Genomic DNA, 17275 nt, shown 5'->3' on the forward strand with positions numbered 1-17275 from the left:
TCCTGAAAGCTCACCGGGTTTCAGATGATTTTCGAGAAACGCGCTCTCGTACGGTCGTCCTGCAAATACCTGTCGAACACCATGGCTACACCGCGTACAAAGAACCACCCCATGGAAGTCACCTCTATGCCTGTGTCGGACAACTCTACCAGCCCTTGCTCCTGCATGTCTCGCAAGGCCTCCAGCTCAGCCGCGAATGATTTCCTGAAGTCGATCAGATGTGCGATTTCAATGGACTCAAACTGCAACCGGCCCTGGCACATCAAAGCCATGATGATGGACCGCCGCACCAGATCGTCGCGCGAAACCGCCAGGCCACGCGCAATGGGCAGGTGACCATGATCCAGCGCGTCCTGATATTCGGCCAGGGTTTTGGCATTCTGGCTATAAGTGGCGCCCACCTTGCCGATGGCAGACACCCCCAGGCCAATCAAATCACAATCGGGCTGCGTACTGTAGCCCTGGAAGTTGCGATGCAGTCGCCCTTGGCGTTTGGCCACCGCAAGCGAATCGTTGGGGAGGGCAAAGTGATCCATGCCGACATACACATACCCAGCAGCTTCAAAAGCAGCCAAAGCGCGCGAGAGCATAGTCACTTTATTGCCAGCGCCCGGCAGGTCGATGGCAATGATGCGCCGCTGAGGTTTGAAGCGCTCGGGCAAATGGGCGTAGCCGTAGAGAGCAATCCGGTCGGGCCTGAGTTCGGCCACCTGTTCCAGCGTGCGATTGAAGGACGTGGGAGTTTGCCTTGGCAGACCGTAGATCAGATCCACGTTGATCGATTCGAACCCAATGCGCCTGGCAGCCTCCACCAACGCAAAGACTTGCTCGGCTGGTTGCGTGCGGTGAACGGCTTTTTGCACTTGTGGATCAAAATCCTGCACACCAAACGACAGGCGGTTGAATCCAAGGCGTGCCAGGGTCTTCAACCTTTCCTCATCCACCGTCCGCGGGTCGATCTCAATAGAGTATTCACCCCCTGGCGCCAGATTGAAATGGCGCCGCAACATGCTCATGAGTTCGGTCAGCTCATCGTCACTCAGGAACGTGGGGGAGCCCCCACCCAAATGCAACTGGCTGACACTGACGCCCGAACCTATGCGCGCGACATGCAACTCAATTTCGCGCGCCAGATAGCGCAGGTAGGGCGCGCTCCGCTCATGATGTTTGGTGATGATCTTGTTGCAGGCACAGTAGTAGCAAAGGGACTCGCAAAATGGGATGTGCACATAAAGCGACAGGGGTAACGCCAGCGCAGCCGGCCCCATGCGCCTTTGCTCCAAGGCCTGGGTATAGGCCACTTCGTCAAATGCTTCTACAAATCGGTCTGCTGTCGGGTAGGAGGTATACCGTGGCCCAGGCACGTCGAAACGTTCAAGTAATTCGGGGGTGGCGATTGTCATCTGAGCATCCTTTTGCAGCAGTGACAATGGTGACGCACGAAGAAATGAATGTCCTTGACCAGGATCAAGAGATCGAGACGGCCTGGGGCAAATTGCCACATATCAAATCTGTTTCGTGGCCTACAATGAACTTTCCAATGCTAGTGTCTTGAATTGGAAGTTCGCTTTAAAGAAACCAGGGAGATCCAGGCGCACACCGTGCCGCATAAGATCGTTGCCGTTTGGAATGGCCTCGCCATTTGATAGGTATTACCCATGTTTTCCTTGCTGACACCGATTCCTATAGATTCAGCGCTCAGAGCGAGCCTCCAACTCACCACGCTAGACCATTAGTGCCCCGACCCGGAGGTATCGAAACATGAAAGCGCGTCTTCGCCCCCATGACGTCGTTGCACCCCCTCGCCGTTACGGCTATGGCTGCGGTGTGCGCCCAGGCCTGGGAACGAATCCATCACTTTCATCTTGGTCCGATACCTCCGGGTCGGGGCACTAAGCCTACTGTCGCTGGGAACCATGACTCCTCAAGCCATCAAAGTCGCGTGCTCCAACTGCAACCTTCGAGAGTTGTGCATGCCCATGGACTTGTCCGTCGGAGATCTGGGCAGGCTCGACGAACTGGTCGCCACTCGCCGCAAGATCCGCAGGGGTGCTCCCCTGTTTTCCAACGGTGAACGCTTTACCGCACTCTACGCAATCCGTACCGGCTTTTTCAAGACCTGCATCGCCACCGAAGACGGCAGAGACCAAGTCACCGGCTTTCAAATGGCCGGCGAGATCATTGGCCTTGATGGCATTGTGGGAGACCATCACACGTGCGACGCCGTCGCCCTGGAAGACGCCGAAGTGTGCGTCCTGCCCTTTGACCGCATTGAAGAGCTTTCCCGAGAAGTACCTGCATTGCAAAGCCACGTGCACAAGATCATGAGCCGGGAAATCGTGCGTGAACATGGTGTGATGCTGCTGCTGGGCAGCATGCGAGCCGAAGAACGTCTGGCCACTTTCCTGCTCAACCTCGTGCAACGCTTGCACGCTCGGGGCTTTTCCCAATCGGAGTTGGTCTTGCGAATGACGCGCGAGGAAATAGGCAGCTATCTCGGCCTCAAGCTTGAGACCGTGAGCCGTGCTTTCTCAAAGTTCGCAGAAGAAGGCTTGGTCGAAGTCAAGCAACGGCACGTTCGCATCCTTGACACGGATGCGCTGCGTGCGGTTGTGGCTCCTCACGAAGCTGGCGCAGCACTCAAGCGCTGCGCGTAAGACCCACGCTGCTTGCGGCTACGCTATTAGTGACTTCTCAGACTGCCGAGCCTGAGTAGTTACTGCAAGGTTTCTTTGAAGCCATGCGGCACCGGGAGCGGCACGACTGCAATGCCCTCATCCAGCAGGGCTTCAGTTTCTTCCTTGCTGGCCTGCCCTCGAATACCACGCTCATCTGCCTCTCCGTAATGAATACGGCGGGCTTCTTCAGCAAATCGCTCGCCCACATCTTCTGTATTGGCGACCACCCTGCGCACCATTTGCATCCAGGCAGCCTGCAGAGCAGCCGCTGGAAGCGCCGCCACAGACTCCGCAGTGGCGTCCGCAGATGGCGTTTTGACACTTTCAGCTGTGGGTGAGTCCGTACCAGCGGCACCAAAGTTCAAGCGGGGCGCACTTGGCAACTTGGTAACGGATGTCTCGCTGCACATGGGACACGCCAGCAAGTGACTGGAAATCTGGTTCTGATAATCATCTTCCGACGAGAACCAGCCTTCAAAAACGTGGCCATGGGCACATTGCAGATCAAATACTTTCATACTGCCCCCTTGTCGCCAGTTTGGAGAGTCTGCCAATGCAGGGTCCAATTTCCCGCCAGGACATTCTGCAACCACAACGCGCCTGTCAAGGTTTTCCCGTCGGTGATCCAACCATTATGGCAGCCTTCAAAGATTTCCTGGGGTGTGGCGCTGAATACCTCGAGAAACTCCCCAGCATCCAGTTGCGATTCACCAACCGAAAGACCACGGGCAAACCAGATCTCTATAAATTCAGTGGAATATGAAATGCCAGGATGCAATAAACCGGCGCGTGCCCAATGCGTCGCAGAGTAACCAGTTTCCTCGCGCAACTCACGTTGCGCGCAAGACAGCGGCGATTCACCCTTGTCAAGCTTTCCTGCCGGAAACTCAATCATGACCTGCCCTACCGGGTAGCGGAACTGGCGCTCCATGAGTACCCTCACCGAGCCATCCTCTGCATCAATCAGCGGAATCACCATGACTGCGCCCGGATGCACAATGTATTCTCGGCTGGCCTGCTCACCATCCGGCAATCGCACGGTATCGCGAAAGACGTGCAAGAAGTCGCCCTGCAGCACTTCTTCGCTGCTGATCCGGGTCTCTTTAAGCTTCGTATCGGAGCTCATCACGAACCAGCGGGATCAACGGCCACGAAGCAACATGTAGCGGTACACGAAGCCCGGAAAGGCGAAAGTCAAGAACAATGAACCCGTAATAGCGTAGAACTCCCACCCCTGTGGAGCGATCTGTCCGGCCCGCTGTTCAAACGCCATACCTACACCGCCTACGATGAAAAACCAGGCGATCAGCTCCGCCAGACGCCAGCCCAGGGATTTTCGGCCACCGGGCAGCGGAAGCACCAACATCAGACGCTGGTTCACAAACGGTAGATTGGCGCCAATGAACGCCGCCACAATCAGGAACCAGATCGAGAAGGTCTGGGACATCCCTTTATGTTCCCAGCATCTGCACAACGGCCTTGGCACAAAGTGCCATCAAGGCGCCAGGCACAATGCCCAGCACGAGGACCAAGGCACCATTGAGCGTCAGCACGGCGCGCATGTCAGCCGGAGCGGAAATAGGCGAATCAGATACGGGGTCGTCAAAGTACATGACCTTCACAACGCGCAAATAGTAGAACGCGCCAATCAGCGAGACCATCACCGAGAACACCGCCAAACCGATGTAAATCGACTGGCCCGTGCTCACCAGAGCTTGCAAAACAGAAAGCTTGGCCTGGAAGCCCACCATGGGAGGCAAGCCAGCCAATGAGAACAGGCAGATGGCCATGATGCCGGCATACAGCGGGCTGCGCTGGTTGAGACCGGCCAGGTCGACAATTTCCTCGCTCTCAAATCCTTCACGCGAGAGCAGCATGATGATGCCGAAGGTCGCGAGTGTGGTGAGCACATAGGTCACGATGTAGAACATCGCAGAGCTGTAAGCGTTGGCAGCCGAGAGCGCATTTCCGTTGACTACGCCGGCGGTCAGGCCCAAGAGAACGAAGCCCATCTGCGCAATGGTCGAGTAGGCCAGCATGCGCTTCAGGTTCGTCTGCGCAATAGCAGCCAGGTTACCAATCAGGAGCGAGGCCACAGCCAGCAAGCCCAGCATCTGCTGCCAGTCGAACGCAAGGGGCAACAAGCCCTCCACGAGCAAGCGAATGGCAATTGCAAAGGCGGCGAGCTTGGGCGCCGCACCAATGGTCAAAGTCACCGCTGTGGGAGCACCTTGATAGACATCGGGTATCCACATGTGGAACGGCACCACGCCGAACTTGAAAGCCAGACCTGCCACCAGGAACACCAGACCAAATATCAGCACTTGGTGCCGAATCTGACCGGAGGCCACAGCCTTGTAGACAGCGCCAATATCAAGCGTTCCGGTCGCGCCATAAAGCATGGACAGACCGTACAGCAGGAAACCCGAAGCCATGGCGCCCAGCACAAAATACTTCATGGCCGCTTCCACCGACACTGTGTGGTCACGCCGCAGCGCGACCATGGCGTAACTGGCCAGCGTGAGCAACTCCAGGCCGAGATAGATCAGCAGGAAATTGTTGCCGGAAATCATCACGAAGACGCCCAGCAAGGACAGCAGGCTCAGAACAAACCACTCTCCCCCGCGGAGCACACCTCGTTCACGCATGTAGGTGCGGCCGTAGACCAAGGTCACAGCGCTGGCCAATGCAGCAAAGCATTTCAACCAGTTGGCAAGCGAGTCGCTCACCACCATACCGCCGAAACCGTAAATGGTCTGACCACCGTAGGCATAAATGCCCGTCAGCACAGACAACACAAGCAAGGTCAGAACAGAGAGGATGTAGGTCGCGGTTCTACGCTCGCTGCTGTCCAGCAAATCAACCAGGGCGATCACGCAGGCCATCGCCAGCAGAACAATCTCCGGGTAAATCGAAATCCAACTGAATCCGTCAATCATCTCCTGGCCCTCAATTCAGTTTGGACACCGAAACCTGCTTGATCAGGTTCGCGACAGACGCGTCCATCACATCGGTAAATGGCTTGGGATTGATACCCATGCCCAACACCGCCAATGCCAGCAGGCTCAGCATGAAAAATTCGCGCGAGTTGATGTCGGTCAGACCGCGCACGTTGTCATTGGTCACAGGGCCAAAGTAGATGCGCTTGAACATCCACAAGGTGTAGGCTGCGCCAGAAATCAGAGCTGTAGCCGCCAGCAGGCCAATCCAGAAGTTGGCTTGCACTGCGCCCAGGATCACCATCCATTCACCCACGAAGCCTGCAGTACCTGGCAAACCGCAGTTGGCCATGAAGAACAGCAGTGCAAAAACCGTGAAACGAGGCATGGTGGTGGCGACGCCGCCGTAGGCCGAGATTTCCCGCGAATGAACGCGGTCGTACAGAACGCCAATACACAGGAACATGGCGCCAGAGACAAAGCCGTGGGCAATCATCTGCACGATGCCGCCCGCAATTCCAAGGTCGTTGAAGAGGAAGAAGCCCAGCGTCACGAAACCCATGTGAGCAACAGACGAATAAGCCACCAGCTTCTTCATGTCCTGCTGCACCAACGCCACGAGGCCCACGTAGATCACAGCCACCAATGACAGCGTGATCATGAGTCCCGACCACTCCTGAGAGGCGTCCGGGGTAATGGGCAATGAGAAACGCAGGAAACCGTAGGCACCCAGTTTCAACATGATGGCCGCCAGCACTGCCGAGCCGCCCGTAGGCGCCTCCACGTGCACATCAGGCAACCAGGTGTGAACAGGCCACATAGGCACCTTGACCGCGAAGGCAGCAAACAAGGCGAAGAAAATCAAGGTCTGAGCCGTGCCCGACAGAGGCAGAGCGTGCCAGGTCAGGATATCGAAGCTGCCACCGGAGCGGGTGTACAGATAAATAAATGCCACCAGCGTCAGCAAGGAGCCCAGCAGCGTGTACAGAAAGAACTTGAAGGCCGCATAAATCTTGTTCGGGCCGCCCCAGATACCGATGATGAGGTACATCGGGATGAGAGTGGCTTCAAAGAAGACATAGAACAGCAGGCCGTCCAGCGCGGAGAACACGCCGATCATCAGCCCGGAGAGAATCAGGAAGGCCGCCATGTACTGGTTGACCTTGCGCTCAATGACTTCCCAGGCTGCAATGACCACGATCACCGTGATGAAAGCTGTCAACAACACGAACCAGACAGAAATTCCGTCTACGCCCAGGTGGTAATTGACATTGAAGCGCTCGATCCAGGGCGACTTCTCGACAAACTGCATCGCGGCCGTTCCGAGCTTGAAGCCCGTGTACAGCGGCAGTGTCACTATAAAACTGATGATCGATCCGATCAAAGCCAACCAGCGCACCATTTGCGCCTGACTTTCACGGCCGAACGCCAGCAGAACCACGCCGAAAACAATCGGCGTCCAGATGGCAAGGCTCAACCAACCCATTTTCTTGGTGTTCCTATTATTTGTTGAGCCAGACGAAGTACGTCATGAGCACGAAGATACCCAGGATCATTACCAGTGCGTACTGGTAGAGATAACCGGTCTGTAGACGGCGTACCACGCCGGAAATCCAGGCCACGAGCTTCCATGAGCCGTTGACGATGGCACCGTCAATGATGGCACGGTCCCCGCCCTTCCACAGTCCTGTTCCGATGACGCGAGCGCCTTTGGCGATCACATTTTCGTTGAACCAGTCGAGGTAGTACTTGTTCTCGAACAGGGTGTAAATTGGTTGGAACATGCGCTGAATACGAGCAGGCAAGGCCGGGTTGATCATGTACATGTAGTACGACAGAGCAACGCCTGCCAGAGCCAGCCAGAAGGGAGGCGTCATGAAGCCGTGCAGCGCCATCGGCAGCCAGCCATGAATGACTTCAGACAACTCACCCATGGCACCGTGCTTCGCACCGTCCACGTAGATCACACCCTTGAAGAAATCACCGAACAGCATGGGCATCAGCGTCATCGCACCGATGAGCACCGAGGGAACGGCCAGCGCTACCAGAGGCAGCCAGACCACCCATGGAGTCTCGTGCGGTTTCTCGTCATGCCCGTGATGACCGTGGTCATCATGCGCGTGGTGGTCGTCGTGGTGAGCATCAGGATTCTGGTCGTAGCGCTCCTTACCGTGGAACACCAGGAAGTAGAGGCGGAACGAATAAAACGCCGTGACGAACACACCTGCGAGCACCGCAAAATAGGCGAATCCGGCAGCAGGCAACTGGCTGGCGTGTACCGCTTCGATGATGGCATCCTTGGAATAGAAACCGGAGAAGAACGGGGTGCCAATCAGTGCCAGCGAGCCGAGCAAGAACGTGATCCAGGTGATGGGCATGTACTTGCGAACGCCGCCCATCCAGCGGATATCCTGGTTGTGGTGCAGTCCCATGATCACGGAGCCTGCAGCAAGGAAGAGCAAGGCTTTGAAGAAAGCGTGCGTCATCAGGTGGAACACGCCAACCTGGTACGCGGATGCGCCCAGCGCCACTGTCATGTAGCCCAACTGCGAGAGTGTCGAATACGCCACAACGCGTTTGATGTCATTCTGGATGATGCCCAGAAAGCCCATGAAGAGCGCCGTGATCGACCCGATGATCAGGATGAAGTTGAGCGCTGTATCAGAAAGCTCGAACAGCGGCGACATGCGCGCGACCATGAAAATCCCTGCCGTCACCATCGTGGCGGCGTGAATCAGCGCAGAAATGGGCGTTGGGCCTTCCATGGAGTCGGGCAACCACACGTGCAAGGGAAACTGGGCCGACTTACCCATGGCACCAATGAACAGGCAAATACAGATCACCGTGATGAGCGCCCAGTCAGACCCAGGCAATTGCATGGCCGAAAGTTCTGCAGCCTTGGCAAAGGTCTCTGAATAACTGAGCGTACCGGCAAAAGCTGCAATCAGCCCAATGCCGAGAATGAAGCCGAAATCGCCCACACGGTTGACCAGGAACGCCTTCATGTTGGCGAAGGTCGCCGTAGGACGGTTGTGCCAGAAGCCAATCAGCAGATAGGAGACCAGACCCACAGCTTCCCAGCCGAAGAACAGCTGAAGGAAATTGTTGCTCATCACCAGCATCAGCATGGAGAAAGTGAACAGCGAGATATAGGAGAAGAAACGGTCATAGCCGTCATCTTCTGCCATGTAGCCAATGGTGTAGACGTGCACCATGAGCGACACGAAGGTCACCACGCACATCATCATGGCAGTGAGGCTGTCCACGAGGAAGCCCACTTCCATTCTCAAGTTGCCAACAACCATCCACTCATAGAGCGTTTCGTTGAAGTAGGCACCATCCATGACGACGCTCTTGAGCGTCATGACGGAGATCACCAAGGCAATGAAAACGCCCAGAATAGTCGCTGTATGCGATGCTGTACGACCGATGCGATTGCCGCCAAAAGCCGTACCAAGAATGCCTGCCAGCGCCGAGCCCACCAGCGGAGCAAGAGGCACCGCGAGCAGCGTGGAAGCGGAAAGGGTCTGACTCATCTTATCCCTTGAGCGAATTGAGTTCGTCTACGTTGATGCTGTTCTTGTTTCTGAACAGCAGCACGAGAATCGCAAGACCGATGGCTGACTCAGCGGCAGCCACGGTCAGGATGAAGAACACGAAGACCTGACCATGCATATCCCCCAGATAGTGGGAGAACGCCACGAAGTTCATGTTCACGGCCAGGAGCATGAGCTCAATGGCCATGAGGAGCACGATGAGGTTCTTGCGGTTCAAGAAAATACCCACCACCGAAAGGGCGAACAAGATGGCGCCCAGTGTCAAGTAATGCGCGAGTGTCAAAGTCATTTCTTGGCTCCTTCAGCGGAAGGCGGCACTTCGTCAGCGGGAGGTGCTGGAGGAGGCGCGTCTTGAGTGGGCGCCATGGACACCACCGTAAGCCGATCACGAGCCCGCACTTTCACCTGCACGGAAGGATTGAGAGCCTTGCTGTCTTTGCGCTGGCGCAGGGTGAGAGCGATGGCTGCAACCATGGCCACCAACAAAATAACGGCTGCGATTTCCAGCGGATAGAGGTACTTCGTATAGAGCAGTGTGCCCAGAGCCTTGGTATTGGAGTACTGAACGGCCTGCCCTGCTGCATTGAGAACGGTCTCTGGGATCACAGGGGCTTGTCCAGAGCGGAAACCGCCGATCAACACCACAGCCATTTCAAGAGAAATGAGTGCACCCACACCCAGCGCCAGCGGGAAATGCTTCCAGAAGCCTTGCCTCATGCTGTCGATGTTGATGTCCAGCATCATCACGACAAAGAGGAACAGCACCATGACGGCGCCCAGGTAAACCAGCACCAGCACAATGGCCAGGAACTCAGCTCTGAGCAATAGCCAGATGCCAGATGCCTGCGAAAACGCAAGCATGAGGTACAGCACTGCATGCACAGGGTTGCGCGCAGTGATCACTCGAAAGGCCGCAAAAAGCAGCACTAACGAGAACAGGTAGAAGAAACCAGTCGTGACGTCCATGGATCGTATCGTTCTAGTAAGCGAGCCGGGCCGGATCAGCGGAACTTGGCATCAGCTGCTTTGGCAGCGGCGATTTCGGGTTCGTACCGGTCGCCCACTGCAAGCAGCATCTCTTTGGTGAAGTACAGGTCGCCCCGCTTTTCTCCGTGGTATTCGAAGATGTGCGTTTCGACGATCGAATCGACCGGGCAGCTTTCTTCGCAGAAGCCGCAGAAAATGCATTTCGTCAGGTCGATGTCGTAGCGCGTAGTGCGGCGCGATCCATCCGCGCGCACATCAGACTCAATGGTGATGGCAACGGCGGGACAAACAGCCTCACACAATTTGCATGCGATGCAACGCTCTTCGCCATTTTCATAACGGCGCAGCGCATGAAGACCCCGAAAGCGCGGGGACAGAGGTGTCTTTTCCTCAGGGTACTGCACCGTAACCTTGCGACTGAAGGCGTAACGGCCGGTCAGGGCCATGCCCTTGAGCAGTTCCACGAGCATGAAGCTCTTGAGGAAGTCTTTAACTGAAAAAGGTGAAGCAGCTACGGAAGCCATGGTCATTCTCCGTCCGACCTAGAAGCGACAAGTGAACGTCGCCGGCTCACCCAGTGGCGAACCGATCAGATATACGGCACCCTCACCTCTTGGGTGAAAGCCAGAAAAGAAAGCGGTCATGCGGCCCTCATGAAAATTACAAGCGGTCAACTACCGGTTCCAGGTTCAGTGCCAGATATTCCAGGGTGTGTGCATCCACGCCCCGACGACAAGCAGCCACACCAGTGTGACTGGAATGAAAATCTTCCATCCCAGACGCATGATCTGGTCATAGCGGAACCGCGGGAAAGTCGCGCGGATCCAGATGAACATGGAGACGACGGCGAAGGTTTTGATCGCCAACCAAATCCAACCGGGGATGAAGTCCAACGCAGCGAAAGGCGACAACCAACCACCGAGGAACATGATCACTGCCAGAATGGACACCAGCCACATGCTGGCGTATTCCGCCAGGAAGAAGACGGCAAAGCCCATGCCCGAGTATTCAACCATGTGGCCAGCGACGATCTCAGCCTCACCTTCAACAACGTCGAACGGGTGGCGGTTGGTTTCGGCCACACCGGAAATCAGGTAGACCACAAAGATGGGCAGCAGTGGCAGCCAGTTCCAGGAGAGCAAGCCAACACCGCCGTCAGCAGCCATGCCGCGCCCCTGCGCCAACACGATCTCGGTCAGGTTCATGCTACCGGAGACCATGAGCACCACCAGGAAGCAAAAGCCCATGGCAATTTCATAGCTCACCATTTGCGCCGAAGCACGCAATGCTCCGAGGAAGGCGTATTTGGAGTTGGATGACCAACCGGCAATGATCACACCATAGACCTCGATCGAAGTGATGGCCATCACCAGCAGCAAGCCGGCATTGACATTGGCAAGCGCCACTTCGGGACCGAAGGGAATCACGGCCCAGGCTGCCAGCGCAGGCATGATGGCCATCAATGGGCCCAGCAGAAACAAGCCTTTGGAGGCAGCTGTCGGCTGGATGATTTCCTTGGTGAGCAGTTTGACTGCATCGGCGATAGGCTGCAGCAGGCCGAAGGGCCCCACACGGTTAGGTCCGTGACGCACCTGCATCCAGCCAAGAAGCTTTCGCTCCCACAGCGTCAAATAAGCCACAGCGCCCATCAGAGGTAGCAGGATCACGACGATTTTCATCATGATCCAGATCACTGGCCACGCCAGCTGAGACCACCAGGTCGCTGCAAAAAGATTCAAGCCCCCGTTGTAGAGTGCGTCGATCATGACGTGGCTCCCTCGAGAACGTGAGCAGATTGGCGCGCATCTGCAGTCAGCTGCAGAGATGGCGCACGGCGTACGATGCCGTCGAGCTCATAGATACCCACAGGCTTCATGGCGTCCGCCGCTGCTGTTGCTGCAGATGGCACTGCGCTGGCTTTGGCAGTCGCCTTGGTGGCATTGCTCAAGCGCTCAGTTGGCAGAGCGTTGACGCCTGCTGCACCGAGTGCGCGCTCCAAAGCCTCTTGAGACGAATCGAAAGCCATGTTGGGCACGCCCAGCATGTCGGCCAGAACGCGAAGCACTTTCCAGCCAGGGCGTGTGTCGCCAAGCGGCCGAACCACGGCGTGGAAGCTCTGCACACGTCCTTCGGCGTTGACGAAAGTACCGGACGTTTCAGTAAACGGAGAGATGGGCAACAGCACATCGCTGACGTCCATATTGGCCTTGAACGGGCTGAGCGTCACCACCATTTCGCTGTTTTGAAGCGTTTGGGATACGGTAGACCCGTTTGCAGCGTCAAATGCGGGTTCGCAGTTGAACAAGAGCGTAGCTTTCATGTTGCCGGCCAGGATCTGGCTGGCATTCTGGCCGCCCTGCCCTGGCAAAGCATTGACCCACTGAGCGCCCACTGTATTGGCAGCTTCTGTCAGGTAGCCAACGCTCGCTCCGGTCTGCTCACCGATCCAGTTGGCAAGCGCCAGCAAGCTGGATGCATCAGGATGATGGGCAGCAGCATTGCCCAGCAAGATGGCTTTGCGTTCACCGGAGGCCAGCATGCGTGCGATCGCTTTCGCGCCGTCGCTGGTTTGCTCTGCAGCAGGGGCCACGCCAGGAGCGGTCACACCTTTTTCTGCAGCAATGGCACCTGCTACGTCGGCCAATGCCGAAATCCACTCTCCAGGCGTGCCTACCATCCAATGCTTGAGCGGCATCGCCCATGCATCTGCGGATGTCAGGAGCGCTTGAGAGGTAATGGCAGCAACGGCGGCGCCATTTCGGGTGGCCTGGCGAATACGTTGCGCGAAGAGCGGATGATCTTTACGCAGATTGGAACCAACGATGAGGGCGGATTGCAAGTTGGACAACGAAGCAATCGTGGTTCCGAGCCAGCGCACGCCTTCTGCCGGCGCGAACTCTGTGTGGCGCAACCGGTGGTCAATGTTCTCACTACCCAAGCCGCGCAGCAGGTTGGCGCCCAGGTAGAGTTCTTCCAAGGTACTGTGAGGGCTGAACAACGCCCCGATACGATTGGCACCGTGCTCGGACTTGATATTGTTCAGACCAGTAGCCACATATTCGAGTGCGGTCTGCCAATCGACTTCTTTCCACTCACCGCCCTGCTTGAGCATGGGAGATGTCAGACGCTCAGGACCGTTCAGCGCTTCATAGGAGAAACGATCTCGGTCTGCAATCCAGCATTCATTGACCGCCTCATTTTCCAGCGGGACCACGCGCATGACGCGATGGTTCTTGACCTGGACGATCAGGTTGGCGCCGGTCGAATCGTGTGGGCTGACAGATTTGCGTCGGGAAAGCTCCCAGGTACGGGCGCTGTAGCGGAACGGTTTGCTGGTGAGCGCGCCGACCGGGCAAATATCGATCATGTTGCCGGAGAGCTCGGAGTCCACCGACAGCCCGACAAAGGTTCCAATCTCGGCATGCTCGCCACGATTGGACATGCCCAACTCCATGATGCCGCCGATTTCCTGGCCGAAGCGCACACAGCGGGTGCAGTGGATGCAACGCGTCATCTCCTCCATGGAGATCAATGGGCCCACATCCTTGTGGAAGACCACGCGTTTTTCTTCCTCGTAGCGCGAGCCAGAGCCGCCGTAACCCACAGCCAGATCCTGCAGCTGGCACTCACCGCCCTGGTCGCAGATGGGGCAATCAAGTGGGTGGTTGATGAGCAGAAACTCCATGACGGACTTCTGCGCCAGAACCACTTTATCACTCTTGGTACGCACGATCATGCCTTGCGTCACAGGTGTGGCGCAGGCAGGCATAGGCTTGGGTGCCTTTTCCACATCCACCAGGCACATGCGGCAGTTGGCAGCAATGGACAGCTTCTTGTGGTAGCAAAAATGCGGAATGTAGGTGCCGACTTTGTCCGCAGCATGCATGATCATGCTGCCTTCGGTCACCTCGACCTTTTTGCCGTCGATATCGATTTCAACCATGGCGCTTCTTAGCCGGATCAAACGTGAGCAGAGACCATGCAGGTCTTATGCTCGACGTGGTGTTCAAATTCGTGGCGGAAATGCTTGAGCATGGCTCGCACCGGCATGGCGGCTGCATCTCCGAGTGCGCAGATGGTGCGGCCCATGATGTTGCCGGCGACGGAATCAAGCAGATCCATGTCGCTGGGTTTACCGTGCCCACTCTCGATGCGGTCAACCATGCGCCAGAGCCAGCCTGTACCCTCACGGCAAGGCGTGCATTGGCCACAAGACTCATGCATGTAGAAGTACGAGAGGCGCTGCAGGGATTTCACCATGCACCGTGAATCGTCCATGACGATGACCGCACCCGAACCCAGCATGGATCCGGCCTTGGCGATGGAGTCGTAGTCCATGGTGCAATCCATCATGATGGACGCAGGCAAGACGGGGGATGAAGACCCACCCGGAATCACCGCCTTGAGCTGGCGGCCAGCGCGCACGCCACCTGCGAGCTCGAGCAATGTGGAAAACGGAGTTCCCATGGGGATCTCGTAGTTGCCAGGCCGCTCGACATCACCGCTGATGGAGTAGATCTTGGTGCCGCCGTTGTTGGGTTTGCCGCACTCCAGGTAGGCTTGGCCACCATTGCGGATGATCCACGGAACAGCAGCGAAAGTCTCGGTGTTGTTGATGGTGGTCGGCTTGCCATACATGCCGAAGCTGGCAGGAAAAGGCGGCTTGAAGCGTGGCTGGCCTTTTTTGCCTTCCAACGATTCCAGCAAACCAGTTTCCTCACCGCAGATGTAAGCGCCAAACCCGTGATGGGCATGCAACTGGAAGTTGAATCCGCTGCCGAGAATGCCATCACCCAGGTAGCCCGCGGCACGCGCCTCAGCCAGAGCTTCTTCGAAACGCTCGTAAACCTGGAAAATCTCGCCGTGGATGTAGTTGTAACCCACGCTGGTGCCCATGGCATAGGCAGCAATGGCCATGCCTTCGATGACGATGTGCGGGTTGTACATGAGGATGTCACGGTCCTTGCATGTCCCAGGCTCACCCTCATCGGAATTGCAGACCAGGTACTTCTGACCCGGAAACTGGCGCGGCATGAAGCTCCACTTCAAGCCTGTAGGGAAACCCGCGCCGCCACGACCACGCAACGCGGACTCCTTGACCGTGGCGATCACTTGATCTGGCGTGAGCCCTTCACCACCGTCTTTTCCCAGAATCTTGCGCAGCGCCTGGTAGCCTCCGCGAGCTTCGTATTCTTTCAGACTCCAGTTCGCACCATCCAGTCCTGCGTAAATCTGAGGATTGATGTGGCGGCCATGGAAGCAGGTTTGCACACCTGTAGCGGCAAACTGCGATAAGACCTGATCGGCTCTCATTGGTTGCCCTCCGCGTTCTTCAGGCCATCGATCAGCTGGTCGAGCTTGTCTTCACTCATGAAGCTGCACATGGAACGATCATTGACCAGCATGACGGGTGAATCAGCACAAGCACCAAGGCATTCGCTTGGCTGCAAGGTGAACATGCCGTCAGGCGTTGTCTCACCGGCGGCAATGCCGAGCTTTTTCTCAAGGTAGGCCAGCGCGTTGGCACCATCTCGCAATTGACATGGAAGATTGGTGCAAACGTTGAGCTTGTAGCGACCAACCGGGCGCTGGTTGTACATGTTGTAGAAGCTGCTGACCTCGTGCACGGCAATGGGCGCCATGCCCAGGTAGCCGGCCAAGGCTTGCTCGCTTTCAGGACTGACCCAGCCCTGCTCCTGCTGGATGATGGCCAGGCAGGCCATGACGGCAGATTGCTTCTGATCGGCAGGGTACTTGGAAACTTCGCGAGCAAAACGCGCGAGCGTCGCAGCGGAAAACGGCGCCGCCTTGGCGGTCACCTGAGAAGATACATCAGAGATCATCGATCAATCTCTCCAAACACGATATCCAGCGTGCCAATAATGGCAACGGCGTCAGCCAGCATGTGGCCCCGCACCATTTCATCGAGTGCCGCCAAATGCACAAAGCCAGGCGCACGAATCTTCAAGCGGTAGGGCTTGTTGGCACCATCGCTGACAAGGTAGATGCCGAACTCACCCTTTGGATGTTCCACTGCCGCGTAAGCCTCACCTGCGGGCACATGCATGCCTTCGGTAAAGAGCTTGAAGTGGTGGATCAGCTCTTCCATGTTGGTCTTCATTGCCACGCGGCTTGGCGGAGCGACCTTATGGTTGTCCACAATCACCGGACCAGGATTGGCGCGCAACCAATCCACGCACTGCTTGATGATGCGGTTGGATTCACGCATCTCCTGCACACGCACGAGATAGCGGTCGTAGCTGTCGCCGGTCTTGCCGACCGGGATATCGAAATCAACGCGATCGTAGACTTCGTAGGGCTGCTTCTTGCGCAAATCCCAGGCAATACCAGAACCCCGCAACATAGGGCCGGTCATACCAAGATTGAGCGCACGCTCCGGACTCAGAACGCCGATTCCGACCGTGCGCTGCTTCCAGATGCGGTTATCGGTAAGCAGAGTTTCATACTCATCCACCAGACCAGGAAATCTCTTGGTGAAATCGTCAATGAAGTCCAGCAAGGAACCTTGCCTGGCCGCGTTCTGCTGCTCCAGCGACTTGGTGCCGCGGATCTTGCTGCGGTACTGAGGCATGGTGTCCGGCAAATCGCGATAAACGCCACCGGGACGGAAATAGGCCGCATGCATGCGGGCACCAGAAACCGCCTCGTAGATATCGAACAAATCCTCCCGCTCACGGAAGGTGTAGATCAAAATGGTAGAAGAGCCGCAATCGTTACCGTGCGAGCCGAGCCACATCAGGTGATTGAGCAACCGAGTGATCTCGGAGAACATCACACGGATATATTGCGCACGAATAGGCACCTCAATGCCCAGCAGCTTTTCAATAGCCAGGCAGTAGGCATGCTCGTTGCACATCATGGACACATAATCCAGCCGGTCCATATAAGGCAGCGACTGGATGAAGGTTTTGTGCTCTGCGAGTTTTTCTGTGGCGCGATGGAGCAGCCCGATATGAGGATCGGCACGTTGCACGACCTCACCATCAAGCTCCAGGACGAGCCTCAATACGCCGTGCGCAGCAGGATGCTGCGGCCCGAAGTTCAGGGTGTAATTCTTGATCTCAGCCATGAGTCAATAAGCCAAAGACGCTAA

Annotated in this window: 16 protein-coding genes; 1 reads left to right on the forward strand and 15 read right to left on the reverse strand. The window is 56.7% G+C overall.

What is annotated here, in order from left to right:
• Window positions 1-20 precede the first annotated feature (20 nt).
• Window positions 21-1403, reverse strand: a complete 1383-nt coding sequence (gene hemN, locus ABIE13_RS08220; RefSeq protein ID WP_354442647.1) for an oxygen-independent coproporphyrinogen III oxidase — start codon at window positions 1401-1403, stop codon at window positions 21-23.
• A gap of 513 nt (window positions 1404-1916) precedes the next feature.
• On the opposite strand from hemN, the gene fnr reads away from it, so the two are divergent.
• Window positions 1917-2657 carry a fumarate/nitrate reduction transcriptional regulator Fnr gene (fnr, locus tag ABIE13_RS08225; RefSeq protein WP_354442648.1) on the forward strand — a complete coding sequence of 247 codons (741 nt, stop codon included), beginning with the start codon at window positions 1917-1919 and terminating at the stop codon, window positions 2655-2657.
• Between the two features lie 59 nt (window positions 2658-2716).
• On the opposite strand, the gene ABIE13_RS08230 is transcribed toward fnr, so the two are convergent.
• The 14 genes from ABIE13_RS08230 to ABIE13_RS08295 form a co-directional block, all read right to left on the reverse strand.
• Window positions 2717-3196, reverse strand: coding sequence for a DUF1178 family protein (locus tag ABIE13_RS08230; protein ID WP_354442649.1), 480 nt, complete (start codon window positions 3194-3196; stop codon window positions 2717-2719).
• The gene (locus tag ABIE13_RS08235; protein WP_354442650.1) at window positions 3193-3804 is read right to left on the reverse strand and encodes an NUDIX hydrolase; all 612 of its coding nucleotides are present in this window, start codon (window positions 3802-3804) and stop codon (window positions 3193-3195) included. Before ABIE13_RS08235 ends, ABIE13_RS08230 begins: the two co-directional genes overlap by 4 nt.
• A 15-nt stretch (window positions 3805-3819) precedes the next feature.
• Window positions 3820-4125 (reverse strand): DUF2818 family protein, encoded by a 306-nt coding sequence (locus ABIE13_RS08240; RefSeq protein ID WP_354442651.1) that lies wholly within the window; start codon window positions 4123-4125, stop codon window positions 3820-3822.
• 4 nt (window positions 4126-4129) lie between these two features.
• Entirely contained in the window at window positions 4130-5617 is a 1488-nt protein-coding gene (gene nuoN, locus ABIE13_RS08245; protein ID WP_354442652.1) for an NADH-quinone oxidoreductase subunit NuoN, read from the reverse strand.
• A gap of 10 nt (window positions 5618-5627) precedes the next feature.
• The gene (locus ABIE13_RS08250) at window positions 5628-7103 is read right to left on the reverse strand and encodes an NADH-quinone oxidoreductase subunit M (protein ID WP_354442653.1); all 1476 of its coding nucleotides are present in this window, start codon (window positions 7101-7103) and stop codon (window positions 5628-5630) included.
• Between the two features lie 16 nt (window positions 7104-7119).
• Complete coding sequence (nuoL, locus tag ABIE13_RS08255) at window positions 7120-9153, reverse strand: NADH-quinone oxidoreductase subunit L (protein ID WP_354442654.1); 2034 nt, start codon at window positions 9151-9153, stop codon at window positions 7120-7122.
• Between the two features lies 1 nt (window position 9154).
• Window positions 9155-9463: an NADH-quinone oxidoreductase subunit NuoK gene (gene nuoK, locus ABIE13_RS08260; protein ID WP_354442655.1), complete on the reverse strand. Its 309-nt coding sequence runs from the start codon at window positions 9461-9463 to the stop codon at window positions 9155-9157.
• Window positions 9460-10140 (reverse strand): NADH-quinone oxidoreductase subunit J, encoded by a 681-nt coding sequence (locus ABIE13_RS08265; protein WP_354442656.1) that lies wholly within the window; start codon window positions 10138-10140, stop codon window positions 9460-9462. Before ABIE13_RS08265 ends, nuoK begins: the two co-directional genes overlap by 4 nt.
• Window positions 10141-10175: 35 nt before the next feature.
• Window positions 10176-10685, reverse strand: coding sequence for an NADH-quinone oxidoreductase subunit NuoI (gene nuoI / locus ABIE13_RS08270; RefSeq protein ID WP_354442657.1), 510 nt, complete (start codon window positions 10683-10685; stop codon window positions 10176-10178).
• A 165-nt stretch (window positions 10686-10850) separates the two neighbouring features.
• Window positions 10851-11927: an NADH-quinone oxidoreductase subunit NuoH gene (nuoH, locus tag ABIE13_RS08275; RefSeq protein ID WP_354442658.1), complete on the reverse strand. Its 1077-nt coding sequence runs from the start codon at window positions 11925-11927 to the stop codon at window positions 10851-10853.
• Complete coding sequence (gene nuoG / locus ABIE13_RS08280; RefSeq protein WP_354442659.1) at window positions 11924-14104, reverse strand: NADH-quinone oxidoreductase subunit NuoG; 2181 nt, start codon at window positions 14102-14104, stop codon at window positions 11924-11926. Before nuoG ends, nuoH begins: the two co-directional genes overlap by 4 nt.
• 17 nt (window positions 14105-14121) lie before the next feature.
• A complete protein-coding gene (nuoF, locus tag ABIE13_RS08285; RefSeq protein ID WP_354442660.1) occupies window positions 14122-15474 on the reverse strand; it encodes an NADH-quinone oxidoreductase subunit NuoF in 1353 nt (450 codons plus the stop codon).
• The gene (nuoE, locus tag ABIE13_RS08290; protein ID WP_354442661.1) at window positions 15471-16004 is read right to left on the reverse strand and encodes an NADH-quinone oxidoreductase subunit NuoE; all 534 of its coding nucleotides are present in this window, start codon (window positions 16002-16004) and stop codon (window positions 15471-15473) included. Before nuoE ends, nuoF begins: the two co-directional genes overlap by 4 nt.
• Complete coding sequence (locus ABIE13_RS08295) at window positions 16001-17251, reverse strand: NADH-quinone oxidoreductase subunit D (protein WP_354442662.1); 1251 nt, start codon at window positions 17249-17251, stop codon at window positions 16001-16003. The genes nuoE and ABIE13_RS08295 overlap by 4 nt, the downstream gene beginning before the upstream one ends.
• Between the last annotated feature and the right edge of the window lie 24 nt (window positions 17252-17275).

The organism is Ottowia thiooxydans, assembly GCF_040548795.1.
In the GTDB taxonomy this organism is placed as follows: domain Bacteria; phylum Pseudomonadota; class Gammaproteobacteria; order Burkholderiales; family Burkholderiaceae_C; genus Ottowia; species Ottowia thiooxydans_A.